Here is a 25506-nt window from a genome sequence, read left to right as displayed (position 1 = left end):
ACCACTCTTAACCGCTCCTACTATACCGCGGCAGCTTCCTCTGGTATACCTAAACCACTCTTAATGACTTCTGGAATACCACGGCAGGCTCCTCTGGTATACATGAACCACTCTTAACGACTTCTGCTATACCGCGGCAGCTTCCTCCGGTATACCTGAACCTCTCTTAACGGCTCCTACTATACCGCGGCAACTTCCTCTGGTATACCTGAACGACTCTTAACGACTTCTGCTATACCGCGGCAGCTTCCTCTGATATACCTGAACCTCTCTTAACGACTTCACCTATACCGCAGCAGCTCCCTCCGGTATACCTAATCCACCCTTAACCATTCCTGCTATACCGCTAGACACCACCTCACTAACTCACCACACAAAAAAGAAAGCTGAGACACCAACAATGTCTCAGCTTTCTTTCATTTCTTTCCTTTGCGGCGCTCTCTCGACTTTTTCACTCTCGGCAACGTTTCGGATGGCTGCTTTTTTATCCATTTAATAAAAGAAGCTAGTTTTGGATCGTCTTGTAGTCTCTCCACTGTATAAAGTCTGACCGCTAATTCTTGATTTGTGTAAAGTGCATGAATTTGCTTATGACATGGGATACATAGCATGGCAGTCTCTAAAAATGTACCGCCCTCTTCTCTCGGAATGAGATGGTGCTCGGTTCTCTCTACCTCTTCTCTTTCACACATCTCACATGTACCTACAGAATTTTTCGCCATTAAACCACCTACTTACTCTTCAATAAGAATAATGTGCCCACCGTCAAAGAAAAATAATGCCGTTTGATGTACTTTGATATTCCAAATCGTTTCAATCGCTTTTCGATAAAGCTTTAATTGAGAACTATATCGCTCTTTCATTCTCTCTAACGTTTCTTCTTCTGTTTCTCCTTTAAATGGAAGCCACGTATCGGTCTTGTAATCCACTAACGTCCATTTACCGTCTACATTAAATAAGCAATCGACGATACCTTGAACAATGACCGTATCTTCTTGATTCAATAGGGCTTCACTAGTTTCTAATTGGCTAGCTGGAATTCCTAAGCTGAAAGGTACTTCCTTCATGACTCTGTCTGCAGCCATAGCTTCCAAACCTAACCAAGACTCAAAAAATGCTAAGATTCTTGCTTCTTCGATTGCTTCCATTTGCACTTCAGTAGCTAATTCTTTTTCGATGAGTTCTTTTTTTATCAAACACAAAGATTCTCTAGTTGGCGCTTGGTCAAAAGATAAGTACTGCATGACCAAGTGATGGGCCGTTCCAATTTCAGCAGAAGATAAGGCCTTTTCTCGCATGAATTTCGGTCGTTCGTAAAGAGGCTTTCTAATTCCGCCTTTCTGTAGCCAACCATGATCTTGATCTTCTCGCGTTGTTTCCATTATCCTCTTCAATTCTGTTACTGACTGCTTGGATCGAACAGAGGAACTTCTCTCATAAGGATAAGACCATGTAAATTGATCATACACTTTCTCTTTCCAGTCAGTAACTTCCTTGTCTACTTTTCCTTCTAGAAGAGACTTAATCCAACCGTCTTCCGCTACTGACTGTTGTTCATCCTCTAGCAGCAAGGACTGATGGTGAACAAACTTCAGGGAGAAGGAAGAAGGATGATTAAATTCTGTTCTTTCTACTTCTATCGGTAGATCGACTTCATGGTGCCTCATAATCGCTGGAGCAATCCAGTCTATTGGTCTTTTCGCTTGCATGCGATAGTATTCTGGCAATACCCATTCTTTTTCTTGAATCGGCTCTGCCCAGCTATACAAATCTTTTTCTAAATCTTTACTCGTAGAAATAATCGTTAATCTTTCCTGCGGCCTTGTTAAGGCTACATATAGAACGCGCATTTCTTCTGATAGCATTTCTAAACGCTTCTTCTTCTTTAATACTTGTTGTGGGAAAGATGGCATCGTGTACCGCTTTTCCGTGTTGACATAGCTAGTAGCAATTCCCGCTTCTTTATCGAGCAAATAAGATTTACGAATATCCATCATGTTGAAAGATCTTCCCATACCAGCTAAGTATACCACCGGAAACTCTAGACCTTTACTAGAGTGAATGGTCATAATCCTCACTACATCTTCTTGCTCCGATAAAGCACGTGCCGTTCCTAAATCATCGCCGCGCTCTCGCATTCTTTCTATAAAACGCAAGAATCTAAATAGCCCTCTAAACGATGTTTTTTCATATTGGCGCGCTCGATTATATAATGCACGTAAATTAGCTTGTCTTTGTTTTCCACCAGCAGTTCCACCTACAAAGTCATAATATCTCGTATCACGGTAGATTTCCCAGATAAGTTCTGCAAGTGACCCTTGACGAGCTTTCGTACGCCATTTGTGGAGCAGGGTAATAAATCGTTGTAAACGAGTCACCCATTCTTCATTGGAACCAGAAGCGACATACTTATTTACTGCCTCGTAAAAATACCCTTTCGGATGAGCATTTCTAATTTCCGCTAGTTGTTCTTCATTCAACATGACGATTGGCGAACGTAAAACGGAAGCCACAGGGATATCTTGATAAGGATTGTCAATCACAGATAGCAGACTCATCATAATCGTCACTTCTGTCGCTTCAAAGTATCCAGTTGAAAGGTTTGCATACGAAGGGATGCCTGCTTTCTTTAACTCATCTTGGATTGCAGCAGTCCACGTCATCGATCGCATTAAAATGACTACATCTCTGTAACGAATAGGACGATGTTGTTTCCTTTTTGCATCATACGTCTGCTCCCCGCTATCTAGCATCGTTTTTATCTCTTTTGCAATGTACCTAGCTTCTAATTGGGCTTGCGCTAAATCTTCTTCTGCGTCTTCTTCCGACACTTGGCTTTCTTCCGTTGATTGATCAATTAATGCAACTGTTACAGGGTGTTGCTCTGTCTCCGGGAAAGCCGCACCAGGAATTAATTCTGCCGCTCTTTCATACTCCATCTCTCCAACTGATTTACTTAATAACTGGCGAAATAGAAAATTGGTTCCTTCTAACACTTCGTATCTACTTCGGAAATTTCGAGATAAATCTATTTTCTGACCCGAATCTATCGCTTCATCAGTAAACCGTCCATACTTTAATAAGAATAAAGTAGGCTCTGCAAGACGGAATCGATAAATGGATTGTTTGACATCTCCAACCATGAATAGATTTCCCGCTTCTTCTGTTGGTTTTTTTATCGCTTGAATGATCGATTCCTGTACCATGTTGGTATCTTGGTATTCATCCACTAAAATCTCTTTAAATTTCTTTTGGTAACTCTGTGCAGCAGTTGGTTCTTCTGCTTGTAAAATAGCTAGGCAATAGTGCTCTAAGTCAGAAAAGTCCACGACGTTCTCTTCTCTTTTACGCTTTTGAAAAGCATCCGTAAATCGTTGAACCAGCTCTGCTAATTGAGCAATGTATGGCTTCATTTCTTGCATTTGTCTTACCCATGAAACGCTAGATAAAGAGAACCACTCTTCTTTCATACCCTCCACTATTTTCTTTGCTTTGTTTCGATAAGAAGTGGCGCGATCTTTTAAATCAGGATCTACATCTGCTCCCTTCACCGCCTTGGCTCTAGGGAAAGCTGCTTTCAACCAATGTTCTCTGCAATCATCCCATTTCCCCCCTAAGCTATGCTGCAAGGTTTGAATGACAGCAAGGTCTTGTTGCAGAGTTTCTCCTAGGGCAGCAGGTCCACCAGGCTTTAACGTTAATTCATACGCTTGTTGAAGCAAAGCAGTTGCACCTGAAAGTTCTAATTCCATCATCCGTTTAGCAGACAATGTTAAGTCATTCTCATCAAACGAATCATTCGTCACATCATATAAATCTGGTAACGTTTCAAGCCAGAAGAACGGTTTTGGATGAGATTGTGAGAATAAATATAATTGTCTTATCATACGTAATAGTTGATCATCAGAACGGTCATTCGAGAACATGTCTACAAGTCGGAAAAATACTTCAGCATTTTCACCTGAGTAGTAGGTTTCCATTACTTCTTCTAGCACATCATCACCCATCAATTCCATTTCTGTTTCATCACCAATACGGAAAACAGGGTCTAGTTCAATCATGTAATAGTATTTACGAATCACGTCTAAACAAAAAGAATGAAGGGTGGAAATGGATGCCTTGTTTAACAACGTTAATTGTTGACGTAAATGAGAAGAGTTAGGGTTTTTCTCTAACTCTTTCTCAATTGCTTCTCCTATACGATGCCTCATTTCTTGCGCGGAGGCATTTGTAAAGGTTACGACCAACAGTTCATCGACATTCATCGGCTCATCTTTATTCAATAATTTCTCAATAATTCTCTGCACTAGTACCGCTGTTTTCCCCGAACCTGCAGCAGCCGCAACTAGGGTGTCTTGTCCTTTTGAGTAGATTGCTTTCCACTGGTCATCTGTCCAAGTGACGTCTATTGGTTTTGGAGGTATCTTCATTCCGCACTCTCCCCTTCTACCATTTTCTTTAGCACTTCTTTATTACTTAAGGCTGATAGATTTCGATATTCATTCTCTTCCAACCCATGATCAAATTGACAGACGGATTTATACGAGCAGAATGTACACGGAATCTTCTCTTTTAACTTGTATGGCGTGATATTCACTTCTCCATTTGTCATGGAAGTACCGCTTTCTTGGTAAAGTCGGTGGACATGCGAACGAAGAGAATTCATCTCCATTTTGGTTGTTACTTTTGAAGCTGCTGTTAATGATCCGTCTTTCTTTTTGCCAATTGGAACATAGAGAGAGCTGCCTTGCTCCAGTGATTGATCCATTAAATCTACTACTTCATGATCATCTAAGACATAACCTTTCATCTTAAATTCTTTTAATAAGGCTTCTTCTATCTCCTCTTCTGTTAAGAAGGACTTTGTCTTCACTAATGGATTTTGCATGTGGAAATAAAGCATACCAGCAGGAGTGACATCTTCTCCTACTAATGGTTTTCCATGCTCTATCATCATGTCTAGGTACGTTAGCATTTGTAGAGAAATACCGTAGTACACTTCTGTTAAATCCAAGTCTTTTTTACTCGATTTGAAATCAACTATTCTAACGTACACTTTTCCGTCTTTTTCTGCTTTATCCACTCGGTCTATTTGACCTCTTAAGACCATGCTCTTACCGTTTATTAACGGAATCTCATCAGTAGAGAGCATCTTATTTGGCCCGAATGGTATCTCTAATCCAACAGGTGCGAAACCAGAGGATTGGGCTTGTTTGGTTAACGTATAAGAAGCTCGTTTCACAATTTCTTGCAGTTTGTACCTAATATACTCGTATCTCTTTGAACTAAGTAAGATTTGGTGCTGTAGTCTCGGTGATAAAACGCTAACTGCATCTACGGATAACTTGTCGATCTGCTTTTTCGATAATGAAGCCCAGCTCAAATCGTTCGCTTGAATTTGATCCGCAATGTATTTTAACGCGCCATGGAATAACTCTCCGATGTTTGGTGCTTCTAAGCGGTGGTATTGACGCTCTCTCAAACGCAAACCGTGTCTAGCAAAGTGAGAGAACGGACAGCTATTAAACAATTCCATCCTAGTTACGCTCGCTTGAATTTCCTCTCCATATAGTTTCGTGGCTGTCTCTTCAGATAGAGGTAATGCTTTATTTTGATAAGCTAAGCTACGAAAGACAATTTGAGCAGGGACACGATATGCTGTGTCTTCCGTGTAAAACCTTGCCGCTTCCCACCATAAGTCATGAATTTGATAGCCTCGTTTGGCAAACTGCAAGGCTGATGTGACAAACGGAATCGCTGTTCCAGGATGGCTTAAATAACTAAATTGCTGCTTCTCTTCTGCTTCAAATGGTTCCCCTAAAATCATTTCCTCTTCTAAACTAGGGAAAAGTTCCTTTAAGCGCTTAATGTAGAGAGAAGGTAATAATGGCTTCCCTTCTTCATTTGCCATGCTATACGAAACTACAAGGTTATTTGTTGGTAAACTAAAAGTTTTATACGCAATGTATTCTTCATCTGCAAGTTTAACCGTGGTAGTAGGAGAAACAGCGACACCAACAGACTGGAACCATTCTCTTTCACTATCAGATAACAAGCCATCATCTGTCCATTTAGCTGGTAACACGCCGTCGTTCACTCCAATAACAAACGCGGTATGTATGTTACGTAAACGAGAAGTCTCCATGTTGGCAACGATCACTTGATCAATACTTGGAGGCACTAAAGAAAACTTCATGGAAGCCATCCCTGCATCCATCATGTCTGCAAATGTTTCCACTGTAAGTTCTTGCTCCCCAAATATTTCAACAAATTGATCGAACAGCTCCATAACAGCATTCCACGCTTGTTCATGCTCCCTAGCATGAACTAAGTCACCATTTTCTTCAGCGGTTATTCGAAGTCGATCTAATTTTGCTGGTGCATCAATTTCCTCTAAGAATAAATAAAATACTTCTGCTTTTTCCGAACCTAACGTTGCTTGCTTCCATCTTTTTGCTAGACGTACAATTGGTGCCATAATGGTCAATCGCAGTTCATTTAACAGTTGTTCATGCTCTTTCTCATCGGAAGTTTGTGGTGTATTCGTTAGTTCGAGTCCTCTAGTATTTCGATAAAGCCAGCGATCTTTTTTAGTCCAATCTCGTCCTTTAATCCCATAGGCTAACACATAGTTCTCTAACAGGTCCATTTGATGACGCAACTCTTTTGTGGAGCGATCTAATGGAAATAGTAAGTCTGTTTTTACTGCACGAAAAACCGCTTCATATGACCAGTTTGTTCGTAAAATATCAATGGTCGAACGCAGTAATTCAATCAAGGGATGATGAAGCATGGGTCTTTTCTGATCTATAAAGAAAGGAATATCATAATCTTTTAAAATTGTCTCTAACAACTCTTGATACGCGTCTTGATTGCGGACTAAAATCGCCATTTCACGGTATCTGACACCGTGTTCTTTTGCTTCTTGTCGAATAAGTCTCGCAACATTCTCTATTTCTACTCGGCGATTAGCAGCTTGTATTAACTGAATTCCATCTTTTTTTAATGTAGAAATTGCTGGTCTTTCTAAAAACTGTTCTTCTACATGCTTTATACCTGCAGTCATTGCACGATATTGATTTTCTTCCTTCACAAGTTGATACGGTACTCCATTTTGCATACAGAGTTCTGTAAGCTTTGCGAAAGTTTCTCCTGTCATCCTAAACGGCTCTAAAGGAGAAACTGGTAATTCCATCGATCGATCGAGAGTTAAAGAAATAGACACTTCTTTACACTGTATTAATAGCTGCTCGAGAATCTGAAACTCTTGGGGTGTAAAGCTATCAAATCCATCAATAAAGATAATGGCATCTTGTAAAAAAGCTGATTCTTTCACGCCTTCTACTAGCCATTTAAAATAGTCTTCCGAATCAATGTAATGCTCTTCAAACAATGCATTAAATGGAGCAAACATTAATGCCAGGTCACTAAGCTTGTCCGATAAAGCCTTATTACCACCATCTAATGCTTTTTGTTTTAGTTGATCTAAGTCTTCCGCTTCCACACAATAACGTCGAAATTCGGTTAATAATGTTTCCACGTGTTGGACAAAACCAGGCTTGCCTGCCACTTTTCGGAATAAGGTTATTTCTTCCCGTTTATCCTCCATCACTTTTCGAATAAACATGGCAAGTCCTACAGAATTAACATGATAGCGAGTAAGTTTTCCTGTTTCCTGCAACACGCGATAAGCCAATCGAGTAAAAGACAATACCTGCGTTCGAATCATTCCATTTCTTGATGACTCTTCAATTAGTGCCTGCTCAGATTGAAAGGTCATTTGATCTGGAACTAGATATATTATGGAAGGCCCTATTGGATTCTCTTGCTCTAGGGCTGCTATTTCTTTCAGTGTTTTGGTTGATTTTCCAGTCCCACTTCTGCCAATATGTAAAGTTAATCCCATCTTTACTCCTCCTTAAATGTTATTCGTACCTTTTTTCCCTTTTGCACATAGGCTACTGTAATAGGATGGAAAAAGGAGGAAAGGTGATGAACTTCACCAAATACTTACCTGTCTACTTATTCCTTGTAGGATTACTTGTTGCATGTAATATCTATACTTTAATTCCTTTATATCCTGTATTATCCGACCAGTTTTCAAATGAGCAGAGTGCTATCGCTATCGGTAGCAGTCTCTTCACGTTGTCTTATGGAGTTGGACTGCTTGTATTCGGCTCATTAGTTACTCGATTTGCACACAAACATATTATTCTATTTGGTATGCTTTCTGCATTTATTACTAGTATTTTTGTCGGTTTTAGCTCAAGCTTAGAAGAACTTTATATCACAAGAACCTTACAAGGATTCTCACTCGGAAGTTTTGCTCCAGTCGCTTTTTCTCTTTGCTATGCTTGGTTTTCTGGTAAAATCTTACCCATTATGATTACCGCATTAAATACCAGTTTTTTAATAGCAGGGATAGTCGGACAGCTTTGGAGTTCTTATATAAGTCTTTCTCTCAGTTGGCCATATGTATATCTCTCTTTTGCATTAGTATATTTTTTGCTATTTGTTTTTGGTATCCCGTCAATTCCACTAATTCGTCCAAGCTTAAAAATAAAGCAACCTTCTTTCATAGAAATCGGTACCAAAATACCACTTCTTTTTTGTTACATTATTGTTTTCACCTTACTTGCAAGTATTGTAGGGTACTATGATGCACTTCAACGGTCGTTTACCGGTCCACCGAGTGAATTATTTCTTATTCGGTTTATTGGATTAATTGGTATCATTCCTTCTCTATTCAATCATATTTTTATTGAACGAATAGGGCTGTATAAAACTTTTTGCGTAGGACTTCTTTTTGGGTGTAGCGGGTTCACTACAGTATATTTTACCACGTCAGTCCTATCATTTTATCTTTCATCCATTGCCATCGTTGCGGCTATTTCCATTTTAATACCAACAATTATTTTATTGATTGGTTCCATTGAAGTAAAGCACCGAACTCGTGCAATAAGTTTATATTCATTTATTTTACTCATGGGCGCAAGTTTTTCACCGGTCTTAAATAATTGGTTACCTTTTTCTCATTCCATGCTTCTTTATACTTGTAGTTTCTTGGTTAACTTTCTTCTACTTTGGAGAATTTCGCTATCCCGTTCACGCAGTAAGGAAAAGAAGAACGGAATTTCACAACCTATATCCCACATTTCATCCTAGTTTACTGAAAAAATCACCATAAACACGTACTATATTGTGACAGGATGTTAATGAGGTGAGGACATGACGTCACTGAAAATGCTGACTGATGATCAATTAAAAGAAGCTTATAAAAAAGCACAAAAATTTGATTTACCGATAGAATTTCTAGAAATTTTGAAGATGGAAATTTTTTCTAGAAATACGATTGAGACGGAATATGAGCGAAAAAAAGTTTAACGGAAAAACCACGAAATGTCATTTCGTGGTTTTTCCGTATCATTCATGCTGTATTTATTTAGTTGGATTGAACCCAGCTTCAAAGTTATCAAACGGCCAATAACGGACACTTACTTCGCCAACTACATTTTCTTTTGGAATAAATCCGATATGCCTACTATCTTTACTTCCTCTACGGTTATCCCCTAAAACAAAATACATATCTTCAGGTACTTCGGTCTCACCGCCTGGCAACTGTTCCAATGTAAAGTCTCCAGTCAAGTAAATCTCTCCAGATGCTTCTTTAAATTCATCTAAATAAGGCTCAGGTAATGGTTCACCATTAACATACAATTGATCATTTTGATAACTTACCGTATCTCCAGGTAACCCTATTACTCGTTTCACATAATCATCTTCTTCTGTAGCGTGAAACACAATGACATCAAAACGATCTATACTTCCTACCGTATAGCCGATGCGATTGACGATTAATTTATCTTCATCTTCTAACGTAGGCATCATGGATTGACCATCTACCACATAATTCGAAAACAAGAATGAGCGAATTACTATAAATAATAATAAACCTACGATAATGGCTTTTGCCCATTCCCATAATTCTCTTTTCCAACTTGTTTTCATTATTCGTTCCCCTTTTCACGCTGCCCAACTTTTGTTTGAACTACCATTAATCGCTTTTCTACTTGCTTTCCAACTAACCATAGCAAAGCAATGATCACTAATAAGATAGCAGTTCTGATAGGTTGTTTTACAAGCGATGCAATATCGTAACCAATATAACTTAATGTAAAGATCATTACTAGTTTACCAAGCATTACCGCAAACGTAAAAGTAATAAACTTAATTCTAGACAATCCGGCAACCACGTTTACGACTGCAGATGGTGTAAACGGAAAACAAAGGATAACAAAAAGCGGTCCGAAACCTTTTTGTTCCACCCAAACGGTTAACCGTTGTATCGTCTTCTTACTCGTTAACCATCTCAATAATCGTGTATGACCGTAACGTCTTATTAATAAGAATACAACACAAGCTCCTAGTACAGAACCTATCCATGAAAAGATAAATCCCCAAAGTAAACCAAAAGCATTTACATTTACCGTCACGAAAATAATCAGTGGTAAAAATGGAAGGAATGCTTCTAAAAATGGTAATACTATAGCTACGATTGGACCCAACGAACGGTATTCGCCAATTAATTCTAGTAACTTGTCCAAAGTAAACAGTTCACTCAACCTAATTCCACCTAACTGTATGTACATACGTTTATTATAACAGGACTACCTTTATTTCTACAGTTATGCCCATTTTACAGTCAGTTACAACATACAATCCTTACTTGTATTTTAATCGCATATAGAATAAAATAAGAACAAACGTTCGTAAAAGGAGAGAAGATTGATGACTCGTTTATCACAACATGACCGAGATCAATTAGAATTGGCATTTTATTTACCCATGGTTCTAACCGTTTTAAACCGTGATCGTTCCATTTTAGAAGCATCGTCCTTAAAGTTACCAAACCCATATTTAACACTTATAGAAGAAACGATGAAGGCTGTTCAAAGGGATTTAAAGAAGGTTCGTGACTATATGAGGGAACATCAAATGAAAGTGGAAAAGCTAAAGTCAGATGATACCTTTACATCTTATTTGTTTTTATTTAGAGGATATGAAGAAGAGCATAACTATTTTAATCCTAGGATACGTAACAAAGTGGAGCAACTACTACGAGAATTCCTGCTACACCGCACTCTTCCAACGATGACAATTAAAGATGAAACGGGCTCCTAGAATTTTTAGTTATAAGAAAAGATTGCTGTTTTTTACTTTTTTCTTGTCTGTTTAAGTAACTAATTTGCAGCATTGCTGTTTTTCTCATTTGCTGCTCAAATGATGCATAGGATATTGGCAATTGAATGACTTTTTTATCGGTAAACGTTACAGAAGTTTCTCCGGTTGGAGTAGATTGATAGTGAGTAACATGATTGACTGCTACCCAAATACATTGAGGGTGAAACGGAGATTTCGTTGGAAACATAAATATGTCGCTCTCTGGAGAAATCATGATGGGACATTTTTTCGTCACTTGAATCATATTTTTCGTACCATGTATTCTACCATCTAAAGATGAACCATAGTATTCACAACTAAATTTAATTACATCAATCGGTTTCATTGGATTTAAAAAACTCCCTTGAGCTGAAATTACCTCTGTGAATATTCGATGTCCGTATTCTAATGGTCTAAGTAACATAACATCTCCTGAAATATGCTTCCTGTCAGTTTTCATATGTGACATTCTCTTTCCTCCTTTATGTTTTCCGTTTTTACGGATAAATTTACCATATCATAAATGTGAATAGGTTAGATGCATCAATATGCATTTGTAACACAAAATATATTTTCAGAATTTTTAAACTATAATCCTTGTCAAACTTTTTGTCCGTCAGTATAATAAAGTAAACCTCCTTCAAGTGGAAGTCTTCCCTATCACTTTTTACAAAAATTAGATTTCGTTCCGGTTGAAGGCAAGGATTCTAAATCTGACTTCAGAGGTGATCGTCAATGAAAAATGAAAAATCGTACACAGAAATGATGAAAGCCCAAGCGATGTCGCGCCTACAAGAAAGAGAATCCTATTTATTCCATTTGTATCTAGACATGTTCTTACGTGATGTCTTGTGGACACATAACGAGCAACTTTTACGCAAAGACATTGACGCAGCTCTTGATGCAAAAGATTACGAAGCATTTCAGTCCGCGACGTCAGCTCTTCAAAAACACCTTCTCGCTTATGGCTCGTAAACTCCTCCTTCAGTAATCTCCTTATCGAAAGTGGAAGATCGCTTTCGATTTTTTTGTGAGAGAAGCTTCTACCCTAAAAGCAGCTCTAAATAAAAAGACTAAAGATAAACTATGTCTGTTTACCTTTAGCCCCATTTATTATTCCTTATCAGAAATCAATAAAATTCTTTCTACCATTGGAGGATGACCATATCTGAACCACTTTACTAGTAGTGGAGGATTCATCTCACCTAAACTTGAAAGAGTTAGTTTTTGGAAAGTTGAAACAGCTGCTTCTTCATTCCCAGTCACGGATAATGCATACTGATCAGAACGTACCTCTTTAGTTCTACTAACCCAATTCTCCACAGGACTGATCGCAAAACTTAAAAGGGACCAAGTAACTAATAAAATTGGTAACACACGTAGTTGATTACTTTGGTCAAACCCTACAAGAGACTCTTTTTGTTCAAATCTCGTTAACACTCTAGCGCTTATATACAATCCTAAAAGTGTTAAAAATAAATACGACGCTAATCCCCAGTATATATCCTTTTCTCGGTAGTGACTGATTTCATGCGCCATAATGAACAAGATCTCCTCATCTGTCAAGGATTCAAGCGTTGTATCCCACAGCACAATTCGAGCATTACTCCCTATACCAGTTACATAGGCATTCATAGCATTGGTTTCTGCCGACTTATTTACTTGATACACATGATCGGTAGGAATTTCTGCTTCTTGAGCCATTGCTAAAATCTTCGTTTCTAATTCCTTATCCTGTAGTGGACTAAATTCGTTAAACAATGGGTCTAACACGACTGGTTGAATAAATAATAAGAAAACAGTAAACGGAACAGATAGTAACCATGCAGGGAACCACCAATTCTTAGGATACTTCCTCATCAACATAAACAAGACTATAAATACGGGCACCATGATAATAGCGTCTACCCAGAAATTGATAATCTCATCTTTCATCCAATCTTGAAACGTCTCATTACTAATATGATAAAGCTTGGAAAAATGGTAGCTAGCATAACTAAATGGAAACATTGCCACAAAAGAGAGCAAGGATAACGTAACTGTGTACATCGCCGTATGAAATGCTTTCCACTTGGTAAATCCTTCCGAAATATCTTCTAGCTTCTTTGATAAACCAATAAAAAACACACCTAATAAGAATACCCATTCAAAAGGAGTGGCAAGAAAGAATAATAAATTTTTTACTGTAGAATATTCTTGGCTCAATGTCCATTCTCGACTGTTCATAAAGCTGGATGGATCTGCAGCTGTCCCCTTCACGCTATCTGGAACTGTACCATCATGTAAGAAGTAAAGATAAATATACATTGCAATCCCAAACAGGACATAACCGGTAAGTAATCGTAGTAACCATTTTCGTCTCATCTATGTTCCCCCTAACCTACTTGTCTATTAATATGTAGACAAGTAGGGGAAGGATTAGAACCGTAATTTAGTTTGTTTGAAGACATTATAGAATTGACACAATTAAATGCATCACACTAACAAACGCAATTGATCCAAGAACCACCACTAGGACATTCGCACCTAGCCATGCAATGGTAATTGCAAACACTGCTCCTCCTAATCCGAACCAGATGGATTCATGGATTAGTAAGATTCCTGGAAAGATTAAAGCTCCAAGTGTTGCATACGGCACATTTTTTAATACATTTTCTACGAACGGCGGTAGAGGCTTTTCTCCCATCATAAACACAGGTAAAACTCTCGGAATATACGTTACTAATGACATACCTACTAAAATAGCAAAGAAACTCCAGTTCATTGTTGTCCCTCCCCTCTACTATAAGCCACACATTCTACAAGAATAGCGGAAGTAAGAGTGGAGATCACAATGGCCCATCCAGGCTGAACGATTGCGCTTAAAGTCAACATAGAATTAATAAGTGCAGCCGTTACAGCAAGTGTAATTACTTTAGTGGAAGTCTTAAATGACGGAACTAGTAACCCTACAAACATTGCGTACAATGCGATGGACATACTCTCTTGTAAAATTGTAGGTAAGCTAGCACCAATCGCATGCCCTACACCTGAAAAAATCACCCAACTACTGTAGGAAACAAGCATAACACCCGCCGTAAAACTAGCGGAAACTTTACCTGGTTGTAGAGATAATACAGAAAAGGTTTCGTCTGTTAATCCAAAACTAAGCAATGCTTTTTTCGCTTTTGACTTTTCGTCTATTTTTGCCTGCACACTAGCAGACATGAGGAAATGTCGGATGTTTACAATAAATGTAGTGATGATAATGCCTATGACACCAGTACTTAGAGCAATTAAATTCAATGCAATAAACTGAGAGGCACCAGCAAAAACAAGCAAACTCATAAAAACGGCTTCCCAAACTTCCAATCCTGTACTTTTTGCGACTAGACCAAAAGTTAATGCAATAGGCATGTAGCCCATAGCAATAGGTAGACCCGCTTTTATCCCTTGATTAAACGTCGTACCAGAATCGTTTGCTCTCTCTATATCCAAGGCCGAAGAAGGCTGCATAGTCATGTTCCCCCTACTTTTTTGTTTCATTATTCTACATGTAAGGGTACTGGTCAAGCATACAATTTCTTACTTTCCTAAAAAACTTGGAGACCGTTTACCTAAGAATGCATCTAATGCCTCTACACGGTCATGGGTATCTAGTAAACTTTCATACGCCATCCATTCCACACGCAAAGCGTCTTTCATTCGACGGTCCCGTCCCCCTATGATGGAACGTTTTGCTTGTTGGACAGCTAGTGGCGCTCGATTAGCAAGTTCTTGGGCAAACTCTAAAACTTTACTTGCCGCTTCCTCTCTAGTATAAATTCGGTGCACTAATCCACAAGCTAAAGCTTCTTCCGCACTAGCAATTTTCCCAAAGTAGATCCACTCTTTTGCTAAACTTTCTCCAATCAATCTTGGAAGACGCTGCGTCCCACCTGCACCCGGAATAATAGCTAAGTTCGTTTCAGGTAAACCAAGTGATATCTCCTTTACAGCTAATCGAAAGTCACACGCTAATGCCAATTCTAACCCACCACCTAATGCTACTCCATTTAAAAAAGCGATGGTTGGCTGAGGCAACGTTTCCAGCAGCATAGTTAGCTGTTGCGTTGCTAATACATTTCTTCTCACTTCCTCTTGAGTAAGGTTTACTCTCTCTTTTAAATCTGCACCAGCGCAGAAAGATTTCTCTCCAGCTCCTCGTAAAACAACTACTCTAGTATACGTATCCTCTCTAATTTCTTTTAATAACGTACTTAGCTCTTGCATGACAGGATATGATAAAGCATTACGCTTTTCCTCAATGGATAACTCTAGTATTTTAACGTCATTCACTTGGTGTGTTTTTATATACGTCATTTTCATCCCTCCACTAAAACGTATGGAGCAGAATCCTTTGTTAGTACACAAAAAAAGAGCCTTTACAAGAAGCGTTACACCTCTTCTAAAGACTCTTCATGATTAGGACACGCCCAGTTGTTCTTTTAGGGCACGACGGAGAATTTTCCCCGTTGTATTTTTAGGTAGTTCATTAATAAATTCTATGGAAGAAGGCAGCTTGTACTTCGCTAAAGATGCTTCACAGTGCGTCATTACTTCGTCTTTAGTTAAGCCGTCTTTCCCCACTACGAAACATTTAACTGCTTCCCCTAACTCTGGGTGTGGTACACCAATTACTGCAGCCTCTACTACATTAGGATGACGATAGAGAACTTCCTCTACTTCACGTGGATAGACATTATACCCACCAACGATGATCATATCTTTTTTACGATCAACGATATAAAAGTAACCCTCTTCGTCTTGCTTTGCCATATCACCCGTGTATAACCATTCATCCCGAATCGTTACAGCCGTTTCTTCGGGCATTTTATAATACCCTTTCATAACGTTAGGGCCACGAACAATCAGTTCTCCCACTTCTCCAACGGGCACTTCTTCCCCAAGTTCGTTGACCACTTTATTTTCCACATTCATAATGGATGTGCCAATGGACCCTGGTTTTCTAGGACGATCAATTGGATTAAAGCATGTAACGGGTGCAGCCTCACTTAGTCCATATCCTTCAGATATTTGCACATCAAACTTCTGTTCAAAATTTTCAAGTAAGGCAACAGGTAACGACGCACCACCTGAGATACAAAGTCTCATGGACGTAAAGTCTTCTTGTTTGCCCTCTGGATACTGGAATAAGAAGTTATACATAGTCGGAACACCCGCAAAAATTGTTGCTTTACGTTCTCTAGCAATCTCAAACACTTCTTTTGGACTAAACTTAGGTAATAATAAGAGTGTTGCCCCGCGTAGTAACGGAGCATTTAATACCACCGTCAAACAGAAAATGTGGAACATCGGTAAGGTGGTAATGACACGATCTTGATCTGACATTGATAAATAATCTCCGATGTCATGAGCATTAGATAATATATTCTGATGCGTTAACATCGCCCCTTTTGGCTGACCAGTTGTACCTGACGTGTATAAAATTACTGCGACGTCATCAAGCTCATTCACTGGACCAACATATCCTGGACGAATAGCAGATAACAGACGTGTAAACGATTTCATTTTTTTGCTAGTGAAAGGATCCTGATTTGGACTTGTTTCACACACAATAAAATGCTCAATTGATGGGACCGTCTTTTCAAATACCTGCATCATTGGCCTCACAAGATCTAAACCAATTAATGCTTTTACATCACCATTTTGCAGAATATATTGGATCTCATCTAGCGTGTAAATTGGGTTTACTGGAATTACAGTAGCGCCTACACGTAAACATCCATATAAGCTGATAATAAAATGGGGTGAATTTCCTAACAATAACGCAACGTGATCCCCTTTTTTGATACCCATTTCTTCCAGTTGAAAAGCAAAAGTAGAAATTCCTATCTCTAGCTCACGATAAGTTGTTTCTTTCCCCATAAATTCAAATGCAGTTTTATCTGCATACTGCGACGACACTTGCTGTAAACGTGTGCTGATCGTCATTCTCTTTCCCCCTTTTCATAGTAATCCCCTTGTTCGTACGTAATGAATGAATGGTCACTCATTTTAATTGAAAGAACATTCACATTTATTATACAAAATAGAATGATAGAAAACTAGTGTTAATAACAATGAGTTGTTTCTAGGCACAAAACAAAACCGTCGCAAGCTCCAGTTTTACGACGGTTTGTTGTCTTTAATAGATTAAATCTAAGAACTCTTCTTTTGTAATGTTACCAAAGTAATGTTTGATATCTACTTCATGTAACGCTTCTTCCAACGCTTGTCTTGTGTACGAAACGCCAATTAATTTTTCTTGAATTTCGCTAACATCTCCTACACCAAAGAAGTCACCGTAAATTTTACAATCTTCCACTGTTCCCTTTTTCACTTCCAAGCGGACATCTATTTGTCCAACAGGGAAACGATGTGCATGTTGTAAATTAAAGGATGGAGATTTACCATAGTTCCAATCCCAGTTTTGATAACGTTCAGCAGAAATTCCTCGGACTTTTTCCCAGTCCGCTTCTGTCAGTTCATATTTTGGAACATCTTCTACTTTCACCACTTGGAATATAGCTTGTAACAGTTTTTCTTTAAACTGTTCCATCGTTAATGGTTCCTGCAGGAATTCAGAGATATTTGCTACTCGACTTCTTACAGACTTAATTCCTTTAGATTCAATCTTATCTTTCTTCACATTCAATGCAGAAACCACGTGTTCCATTTCTGAATTAAATAATAGCGTCCCATGGCTAAACATTCTACCTCTAGTGGAAAACTGAGCATTTCCCGAAATCTTTCTGCCTTCTGCTAAGATATCATTTCGCCCAGATAATTCAGCATTAATACCTAACTGTTTTAGCGCTTGTACTACTGGCTCGGTAAATTTTTTAAAATTGTGAAAGCTGTCTCCATCATCTTTCGTGATGAAACTGAAGTTTAAATTACCAAGGTCATGATAGACCGCTCCACCGCCGGAAAGCCTTCTTACAACCTTTAAATCTTGTTCCTCTACATACTTTGTATTGATTTCTTCAATCGTGTTCTGGTTTTTACCGATAATGATAGATGGTTCATTAATGTAAAATAATAAATAACTTTCTCCATCTAGCCCTAAGTTTTTCAGGGCAAATTCTTCAATGGCCAAATTTATTTGAGGATCTGTAATCCCTTTATTGTCGATAAATAACATGTCCTTCTTCCTTTCTATTACATGAAAATAGTTAAACCTGTTGAGGCCAACTGTACCTCTCCATCAAAAATCTCTTTTGCCTCTCGAACTAATTGATCGTGTTCACCAAAGTGAGGTAAATGAGAAAGCAACAGCTTTTTGACATTGGCTTGCTTCGCAATAGTACCCACTTCTTCACTTGTCATGTGACCTGGCTTACTTCCATCCATTCCTTTATAAAAATTGCAATCCACGATCAGCAAATCTGCATTTTTACTGAAAGCAATAAAGTCTTCTGTAAAGGAGCTATCTCCAGTGTAAACGACAGATTTTCCGTTGTACGAAAACCGCATTGCTAGACATGGAACTGGATGAATAGTTCTCATAAAAGAAATGGAAATATCCTCTATTGTTACGCCGTTATTCACATCAATTGGTACTCCAGCTGTAACGCCATTGTGAGTCAGATCATCGAAGTACTTATACCCATTTTCTTCAGCATAAATAGGAAAGATATCTTTCGAGTGCCCCAATGCCTTTTGGATAATAAATACATGCTGAAGTGCACCCACATCTGCAGAATGGTCCGCATGATGATGAGTGAGAAATAAGGCATCTAACTTTAGTGGATCCACAAACTTTTGCAGCTGTGATACAACAGCACTGCCACAATCAATTAGAAACTTCTTGTCGGCTACTTCTAATAAATATCCTGTAGTTGCTTCTCCAGCCTTAGGATAACCACCCCAAAAACCAATAACAGTAAGCTTCATCTTATGCCTCCCTTAACTTTTCTTCTTGTCCATAGTTTACCGCATTTTTGAGGAATAGCCTAATTCTTCGTTTTTTTGAAAAAGGCATTGACCTTTTTCTATCTGTTATAATACAATGAGTTATACAGAAACAATTATATAACAGAAGAGGTGTTCAAACGATGTTAACAAACGTAATGGAGTTTTTCCGAGAGCTACCAAAGAAAACTTGTACCAAGTGTGGAGAGCATATTGAAGAACAACATGAATGTTACGGTAATGTTTGTGACCACTGTTTAGATGTAAAAGAAATTTTGTAAGCGTTTTATGAACATTTTGTGAAATGAAGAAAAAATCCTTTTGCTACCTATATTCGTGCTAGAATACGATTAATAGGTAATGCAGGAGGATTTTTTATGTGGAAAAAAGGTTTTATACTAACGATGGTCATGGTAATTTTAGCTGCTTGTTCCATTAGTGGCGGCAATCCAATCGAGCGTTTTTCTTATACAGACCAAAACGGTCAAACATTCGGAAGTGAGCAATTGGACGGAAAAGTGTGGGTCGCAAACTTTATCTTCACCAGCTGTACCACTGTCTGCCCACCAATGACGTATAACATGACGCTACTTCAAGATCAATTAGAAGAAGAAGGAGTGGAGGATGTCGAGTTTGTCTCCTTTAGCGTTGATCCAGAAGTGGACACGCCGGAAGTGCTGACGGAATTTATTTCTGACTACAATGCAAACTTCGAAAACTGGCACTTCTTAACGGGATATTCCCAAGAAACAATCGAGAGTTTTGCTCGAGATGAATTTGGTGCACTAGTCAAAAAACCAGCAAGAGGAGAAGTCATTCACGGAACTTCCCTATACGTAATGGATACTAAGGGTGGTGTTATCAAGGACTTCCCACTAGTAGATGGGAACGGAGAGAACGTTCCATTCGATGAGATCGTGAAAACGATAAAGAAAGCGAACTAACTTGCATTGTGCAGCCACCTCTAGAGATTGGGGTGGCTTTTTTGTTTGGCATTTTTTTGTGAGGGGGTTGGGTTGGCGGCTTAAGCGCTTTTGTACATGGGGATGTGCTCATTTCCCTACGGCTCCTACGACTTGTACCTGGTTTCGGTATCTTCCTCTGGCGGCTTAAGCGCTTTTGTGCATGGGAATGTGCTCCTTTCCCTCCGGCTCCTACGACTTGTACCTGGTTTCGGTATCTTCCTCTTTCGGCTTAAGCGCTTTTGTACATGGCCATGCGCTCCTTTTCTTGCGGCTTCTCTGACTTGTACCTGGTTTCGGTATCTTCCTCTGGCGGCTTAAGCGCTTTTGTACATGGCCATGCGCTCCTTTCCTTGCTGCTTCTCTGACTTGTACATGGTTTCGGTATCTTCTTCTGGCGGCTTAAGCGCTTTTGTACATCGGAGTGCTCTCCTTTCCCTGCGGCTTCTCTGACTTGTACCTGGTTTCGGTACCTTCCTCTGGCGGCTTAAGCGCTTTTGTACATCGGAGTGCTCTCCTTTCCCTGCGGCTTCTCTGACTTGTACCTGGTTTCGGTACCTTCCTCTGGCGGCTTAAGCGCTTTTGTACATGGTAGTGCTCTCCTTTCCTTGCTACTTCTCTGACTTGTACATGGTTTCGATATCTTCCTCTGGCGGCTTAAGCGCTTTTGTCGCCTCCTACCTCAACTCTTCACGGCGACTTAACTCCTTTGTCGCCTCCTGCCCCTACTCCTCACGGCGACTTACCCACTTTGTCGCCTCCTACCCCAACTCCTCACGGCGACTTAACCACTTTGTCGCCTCCTGCCCTAACTCCTCACGGCGACTTAACCACTTTGTCGCCTCCTAACCCAGCTCCTCACGGCGACTTAACCACTTTGTCGCCTCCTTCCTCAGCTCCTCACGGCGACTTACCCGCTTTGTCGCATCCTGCCCCAACTCCTCCTGGCGACATAAGCGCTTACGTCGCCACATCAACTCTAGCCCCATTCGGCTTAAGCGCTTACGCCGCCAGTCCCCACACGTCCCCCTTCCAAACAAAAAAAAGACCAGGGTCTACTCCCCAGTCTCTTCCACCATGTTCACCGCTTCCAGCGCAGCTTTCTTCCCTTGATCGATACAATCTGGCAACCCCACTCCACCGAATGAGCTGCCTGTAATCCATACTCCTGGCCACTTGGCTTTTAGCTCCGCTTCTAGTCTTTGCACTTTTTGCTTGTGTCCTACTTGATATTGAGGCATTGCTTTTTTCCACCTTGTTACGTTAGTGAACAGCGGTTTTGCTTCAATTCCTAGGATGTCCTTTAAGTCTTCGAGCACAGCTTGTTGAATCTGGTCGTCTGATAAATCCACAATTGCTTCATGACCAGGTTTACCAACGAAACACCTTAACATGACATGTCCTTCTGGCGTACTGTGCGGCCACTTTTTATCTGTCCACGTGCATGCCTTGATGGAATAGTCACTTTTTCTCGATACGACGAACCCTGTTCCGTCAAAAGGTACTTGAACGTTTTCCGCTTTGAAGCCCATCGCTACTGTTGCAACACTTCCTGAGGGTGTTTCTTTCCACTCTTTCAATGAAGTAACCGTCGGAAACAGTGTATGAAGTGCTTGTTGAGGTAAAGTTGAAATGACTGCATCCGCTTCCATCGTCTCGTCGTTAGACAATTTTAGTTTATAGCGCTGGCCCATTCGCTCTAGATCAACTACCTTCGTTCTACGATATACGGATTCTTCTTTTAACCTACTTGATAATTCATCTATGAAAGATTCTAATCCGTTTTTAAACGTTAAGAACTGCCCTTTCTTCGGAGCATTCTTAGGTACATTCGCTCGCGTTTTATTAAGCCCTTTAATTAGACTTCTCTCGCGTTCTTCCATTTTCATGAACTGAGGAAACGTAGCTTGTAAACTAATATCATCAATTTTCCCTGCATAAATGCCTGAAAGAAGTGGCTCTATTAAATTTTCTACTACTTCATCACCGAGTCTTCTTCGGAAAAATTGACCGATAGATATATCTGCACCGGTTGCTGTTTTTGGCAAAAATAAATCGTAAGCAGCTCTCATTTTTCCTGGCAAACTAAAAAGTCCAGACGTTATGAAAGGTCTCCATTCCGTTGGTACTCCCATAACAGCCCCTTCTGGAATTGGATGAAGTTGTTTATTAACCAAAACGTAAGATTTTGTAGCACTATTTCGTACTAGTTGATCTTCCATCCCAAGTTCTTTCGCTAAAACGGTCATACTTTCTTTTCTAGCAATATAAGAATCTGGGCCACGCTCGATAAGAAAACCGTTTTGGTTAACGGTTTCTATTTTTCCACCAAGACGGTGACTTGCTTCTACTAATAAGACTTCTGTGTTGGCAGATGCTTCTTGTTGAGCGTAATACGCTGCGGTAAGTCCTGTTAGACCGCCTCCAATTATGACTATACGCTTCTTCTCTTCCACGACCTCATCGCCTTTACTAAATTTTTAGTTCGGTCTCCTCTAAAAGCAGATCACGTGACAAAAGAGCTGTCCAGAAGTGAATTCTAGACAGCTCATTTGTCATTGACTACTTGTTTAAATGCTTTAAAACTACCGTTGCCATCGCATCGATGAATTCCGGTTGTGAGTTCGGCATTTCTGGACGATAGTATTTTACACCTAATTCATCCGTTACAACTTTACACTCATAGTCGTTATCATAAAGTACCTCTAAATGATCTGCTACAAAGCCCACTGGCGTGTACACAAATGCTTCATATCCGTGCTTTTCATATAAGTCTCTTGTTAGGTCTTGAACATCTGGACCAATCCATGGATCAGGAGTGTTCCCTTCACTTTGCCAACCTACAGCATAATGAGGTACGTTTGCTCCTTCTACAATTAGATTTGCCGTTTCTTGTAATTGATTTGGATACGGATCTCCAGCAGCAATGATTCTTTCTGGTAAACTGTGAGCTGAGACAATTAGACAAGTTTTTTGACGCTCATCTTCTGTCATTGTTGCGTATGTTTCTTTTACTCTGTCTACCCAGTACTGAATAAATTTAGGTTCATCATACCAGCTTTCTACAGATGTAATCGTTGGTCCACCTAATTTTTCAGCTGTTTCTTTCGCTCGTCCATTATAAGACTTTACAGAGAAAGTAGAGAAGTGTGGTGCTAGAACGATAGATACTGCTTCTTCTATACCATCTTTATGCATTTGCTCAACTGCGTCTTCCACAAATGGCTCTATATGTTTTAATCCTAGATACATGACAAATTCAATGTCATCTTGAACGGAATTTAAATGATCGCATAGACCATTTGCTTGATCTAACGTAATTTTAGCTAATGGAGATATACCGCCAATAGCTTCATATCTTTCACGAAGATCTTCTAATGCTTCTTCTGATGGCTTTCTACCATGTCGAATGTGTGTGTAATATCTCTCTAAATCTTCTTCCTTATAAGGCGTACCGTACGCCATTACTAGTAAACCCATTTTACGTTTCACGTTCTTCACCTCATTAAACAGTTTTCGTTATTTTGGCATGTTTCATCCAGTAAATCGAGATTTAATGTGTTAAGAAAGACGCTTTGCACTATATTCGTGAACGAACTGTGTCAAACGTTTTAATGTGTCTGGATTAACGGTAGGAAATACCCCATGACCTAAATTAAAGATGTGCCCAGGCGTTTCAACACCCGCATCAATGATTTCTTTCGCTCTCTCTTCAATTACGTCCCAAGGAGCTAATAAAATGGCAGGATCCAGGTTACCTTGAACAGGTTTAGTAATACCTTTTTCCCTTACTTCTTGAATAGGTAATCGCCAATCAAGCCCTACTACATCAATAGGAAGATCATTCCACTCATGAACAAGGTGGCTAGCTCCAACTCCATGCATGATTAAAGGAACGTTTACTTCTCTTAAGTTTGAGAAAATTTTGTCCATCGTTGGCTTAATGAAACGACGATAGTCTTGTACGTTAAGTGCACCAACCCAAGAGTCAAAGATTTGGAAAGCACTAGCTCCAGCTGCAATTTGAGCTTTTGCATACGTAATCGTCATTTCTGCTAATTTATCCATTAACAAAGCCCAAGTCTCTGGGTGCTCTACCATAAACGCCTTTGTTTTATGATAATTTCTAGACGGTCCACCTTCAATCATGTAGCTTGCAAGTGTAAAAGGTGCACCTGCAAAGCCAATTAACGGTACGGATAATTGCTCTTGTGTCAGTAATTTAATTGTATCTAGCACGTAAGGAATATCTTGTTCTGGTGTAATTGTTCCTAATACTTCTACATCAGCAACTGTTGTTATTGGATTGTGAATGACTGGTCCAATTCCAGATTTAATTTCTACATCTACACCAATTGCAGGAAGTGGCGTCATTATATCTTTATATAAAATTGCAGCGTCCACGTTATATTGTTCTACTGGTAAGCGTGTGACGTAAGCACAAATTTCAGGATTTTGCGTGATTTCAAATAAGGAATATTTTTCTTTTAATGCTCGATATTCTGGTTGTGAACGCCCTGCTTGTCTCATGTACCATACTGGTGTATGAGTTGTTTTTTCCCCTCTTGCCGCACGTAAGAACGTGTCATTTGTAATTTTCATCCCTGTTGCCCTTCCTTTCTAACTAGACCATTTACTCTATGTATGTACGAGTATCACTATAGCCGTTTTCCCAAGTATTGTATAGGTTTACAAAGGAATTGTCATAATATCTCCTATATTAGCGTAAAAGTTTGAAGGAGAAAAGAACCTTGTTTATATTTATTATAAATAAACAATCACTTTATTTTGTAACCGTTTCCTTTTTTGCTAATATATAGATGCAACCCATAATTTAAAATGAGGTGAAAAGTATGAAGGTATACATGACAACTGGAACACTTGATTTTTTATCAAAAAAGAAAACATCTCATCCTACAGAAACAATGCTACTTCTTCAGCGAAATGGAGAAGGTCTACTTTACCATGAAGGTGCAGATAAAACGCTTTTTGAAACACCAAGAAATTATGAGTCCATCGACTCTGTTGGAGATCCAACGAAAGGAGCATTTGTGGTATTTAACAATATTCCTGTTACAGACGAAGGTCGTCCAGTTTTTGAATACCGCTTTAAAAAACGCGCAGGATTAATTGAAAAAGAACCAGGATTTGCTGCCATTCGAGTATTACGACCACTAGCAAGTGATACATATATCATCGCAACTTTTTGGGATAAAGAGGCATCTTTTAAGGATTGGCAATCTTCTCAAGCATATAATAAAGCTCATGAGAAACGCGGAACCGAAAATGGAGTAGACAAAGAAGAACCATCTATCTTCTTGCGTCCATCTTATGTAACAACTTATACGGTTGTTATGGAAGAGTAGCACTTGATTAAGAACAGAATGAA

The 25506-nt window shown here is 39.3% G+C and carries 23 protein-coding genes; 7 read left to right on the top strand and 16 right to left on the bottom strand.

Annotated elements, in window-relative coordinates; translation table 11 throughout:
• Positions 1–416 precede the first annotated feature (416 nt).
• Genes G8O30_RS03175 through addB form a run of 3 tightly spaced genes read right to left on the bottom strand, consistent with a single transcriptional unit; the run spans position 417 to position 7906 of the window.
• Entirely contained in the window at positions 417–722 is a 306-nt protein-coding gene (locus G8O30_RS03175; RefSeq protein ID WP_239673547.1) for an HNH endonuclease, read from the bottom strand.
• A 12-nt stretch (positions 723–734) separates the two neighbouring features.
• Entirely contained in the window at positions 735–4430 is a 3696-nt protein-coding gene (gene addA, locus G8O30_RS03170) for a helicase-exonuclease AddAB subunit AddA (protein WP_239673546.1), read from the bottom strand.
• Positions 4427–7906: a helicase-exonuclease AddAB subunit AddB gene (gene addB / locus G8O30_RS03165; RefSeq protein WP_239673545.1), complete on the bottom strand. Its 3480-nt coding sequence runs from the start codon at positions 7904–7906 to the stop codon at positions 4427–4429. The genes addA and addB overlap by 4 nt, the downstream gene beginning before the upstream one ends.
• Before the next feature lie 86 nt (positions 7907–7992).
• Here addB and G8O30_RS03160 point away from each other — a divergent pair, with 86 nt between their 5' ends.
• Entirely contained in the window at positions 7993–9165 is a 1173-nt protein-coding gene (locus G8O30_RS03160; RefSeq protein ID WP_239673544.1) for an MFS transporter, read from the top strand.
• Positions 9166–9228: 63 nt separating this feature from the next.
• Positions 9229–9384, top strand: a complete 156-nt coding sequence (gene sda / locus G8O30_RS03155) for a sporulation histidine kinase inhibitor Sda (RefSeq protein WP_239673543.1) — start codon at positions 9229–9231, stop codon at positions 9382–9384.
• Between the two features lie 54 nt (positions 9385–9438).
• Here sda and lepB read toward each other — a convergent pair whose 3' ends face one another.
• Positions 9439–10008 (bottom strand): signal peptidase I, encoded by a 570-nt coding sequence (gene lepB / locus G8O30_RS03150; RefSeq protein ID WP_239673542.1) that lies wholly within the window; start codon positions 10006–10008, stop codon positions 9439–9441.
• Positions 10008–10622, bottom strand: coding sequence for a TVP38/TMEM64 family protein (locus tag G8O30_RS03145; protein WP_338040658.1), 615 nt, complete (start codon positions 10620–10622; stop codon positions 10008–10010). The genes lepB and G8O30_RS03145 overlap by 1 nt, the downstream gene beginning before the upstream one ends.
• Positions 10623–10788: 166 nt before the next feature.
• On the opposite strand from G8O30_RS03145, the gene G8O30_RS03140 reads away from it, so the two are divergent.
• Positions 10789–11181 (top strand): YhjD family protein, encoded by a 393-nt coding sequence (locus tag G8O30_RS03140; protein WP_239673540.1) that lies wholly within the window; start codon positions 10789–10791, stop codon positions 11179–11181.
• On the opposite strand, the gene G8O30_RS03135 is transcribed toward G8O30_RS03140, so the two are convergent.
• Positions 11159–11689, bottom strand: coding sequence for a competence protein ComK (locus G8O30_RS03135; protein WP_239673539.1), 531 nt, complete (start codon positions 11687–11689; stop codon positions 11159–11161). The two genes, G8O30_RS03140 and G8O30_RS03135, sit on opposite strands and share 23 nt — an antisense overlap.
• Positions 11690–11955: 266 nt before the next feature.
• Between G8O30_RS03135 and G8O30_RS03130 the strand changes: the two genes are divergently transcribed.
• Positions 11956–12195 (top strand): IDEAL domain-containing protein, encoded by a 240-nt coding sequence (locus G8O30_RS03130; protein ID WP_239673538.1) that lies wholly within the window; start codon positions 11956–11958, stop codon positions 12193–12195.
• 138 nt (positions 12196–12333) lie between these two features.
• Here G8O30_RS03130 and G8O30_RS03125 read toward each other — a convergent pair whose 3' ends face one another.
• From G8O30_RS03125 to G8O30_RS03095, 7 genes are all read right to left on the bottom strand, one after another.
• On the bottom strand, positions 12334–13584 hold the full coding sequence (locus G8O30_RS03125) for a M48 family metallopeptidase (protein ID WP_239673537.1): 1251 nt from the start codon (positions 13582–13584) through the stop codon (positions 12334–12336).
• An 85-nt stretch (positions 13585–13669) separates the two neighbouring features.
• Positions 13670–13984, bottom strand: coding sequence for an AzlD domain-containing protein (locus G8O30_RS03120; protein ID WP_239673536.1), 315 nt, complete (start codon positions 13982–13984; stop codon positions 13670–13672).
• Complete coding sequence (locus G8O30_RS03115; protein WP_239673535.1) at positions 13981–14715, bottom strand: AzlC family ABC transporter permease; 735 nt, start codon at positions 14713–14715, stop codon at positions 13981–13983. Before G8O30_RS03115 ends, G8O30_RS03120 begins: the two co-directional genes overlap by 4 nt.
• Positions 14716–14784: 69 nt before the next feature.
• On the bottom strand, positions 14785–15561 hold the full coding sequence (locus tag G8O30_RS03110) for an enoyl-CoA hydratase-related protein (protein ID WP_239673534.1): 777 nt from the start codon (positions 15559–15561) through the stop codon (positions 14785–14787).
• Positions 15562–15663: 102 nt separating this feature from the next.
• Positions 15664–17193: a fatty acid--CoA ligase family protein gene (locus tag G8O30_RS03105; RefSeq protein ID WP_239673533.1), complete on the bottom strand. Its 1530-nt coding sequence runs from the start codon at positions 17191–17193 to the stop codon at positions 15664–15666.
• A gap of 193 nt (positions 17194–17386) precedes the next feature.
• Positions 17387–18385 carry a lipoate--protein ligase gene (locus G8O30_RS03100; protein ID WP_239673532.1) on the bottom strand — a complete coding sequence of 333 codons (999 nt, stop codon included), beginning with the start codon at positions 18383–18385 and terminating at the stop codon, positions 17387–17389.
• A 17-nt stretch (positions 18386–18402) separates the two neighbouring features.
• Positions 18403–19137: an MBL fold metallo-hydrolase gene (locus tag G8O30_RS03095; RefSeq protein ID WP_239673531.1), complete on the bottom strand. Its 735-nt coding sequence runs from the start codon at positions 19135–19137 to the stop codon at positions 18403–18405.
• 161 nt (positions 19138–19298) lie between these two features.
• Here G8O30_RS03095 and yhfH point away from each other — a divergent pair, with 161 nt between their 5' ends.
• A complete protein-coding gene (gene yhfH / locus G8O30_RS03090; RefSeq protein WP_239673530.1) occupies positions 19299–19436 on the top strand; it encodes a protein YhfH in 138 nt (45 codons plus the stop codon).
• Between the two features lie 96 nt (positions 19437–19532).
• Positions 19533–20099 (top strand): SCO family protein, encoded by a 567-nt coding sequence (locus tag G8O30_RS03085; protein ID WP_239673529.1) that lies wholly within the window; start codon positions 19533–19535, stop codon positions 20097–20099.
• Positions 20100–21172: 1073 nt separating this feature from the next.
• On the opposite strand, the gene hemY is transcribed toward G8O30_RS03085, so the two are convergent.
• The 3 genes from hemY to hemE form a co-directional block, all read right to left on the bottom strand.
• Complete coding sequence (gene hemY / locus G8O30_RS03080) at positions 21173–22573, bottom strand: protoporphyrinogen oxidase (RefSeq protein WP_239673528.1); 1401 nt, start codon at positions 22571–22573, stop codon at positions 21173–21175.
• A gap of 106 nt (positions 22574–22679) precedes the next feature.
• Complete coding sequence (gene hemH / locus G8O30_RS03075) at positions 22680–23597, bottom strand: ferrochelatase (RefSeq protein WP_239674478.1); 918 nt, start codon at positions 23595–23597, stop codon at positions 22680–22682.
• Between the two features lie 81 nt (positions 23598–23678).
• Positions 23679–24719 carry a uroporphyrinogen decarboxylase gene (gene hemE, locus G8O30_RS03070; protein ID WP_239673527.1) on the bottom strand — a complete coding sequence of 347 codons (1041 nt, stop codon included), beginning with the start codon at positions 24717–24719 and terminating at the stop codon, positions 23679–23681.
• Between the two features lie 251 nt (positions 24720–24970).
• On the opposite strand from hemE, the gene G8O30_RS03065 reads away from it, so the two are divergent.
• Positions 24971–25483, top strand: coding sequence for an antibiotic biosynthesis monooxygenase family protein (locus G8O30_RS03065; protein ID WP_239673526.1), 513 nt, complete (start codon positions 24971–24973; stop codon positions 25481–25483).
• Positions 25484–25506 lie beyond the last annotated feature (23 nt).

Source organism: Mangrovibacillus cuniculi, assembly GCF_015482585.1.
Classification (GTDB): Bacteria; Bacillota; Bacilli; order Bacillales; family R1DC41; genus Mangrovibacillus; species Mangrovibacillus cuniculi.
Note: the sequence above shows the minus strand (reverse complement) of the source record. Positions and strands in the feature narration are given on the sequence as shown.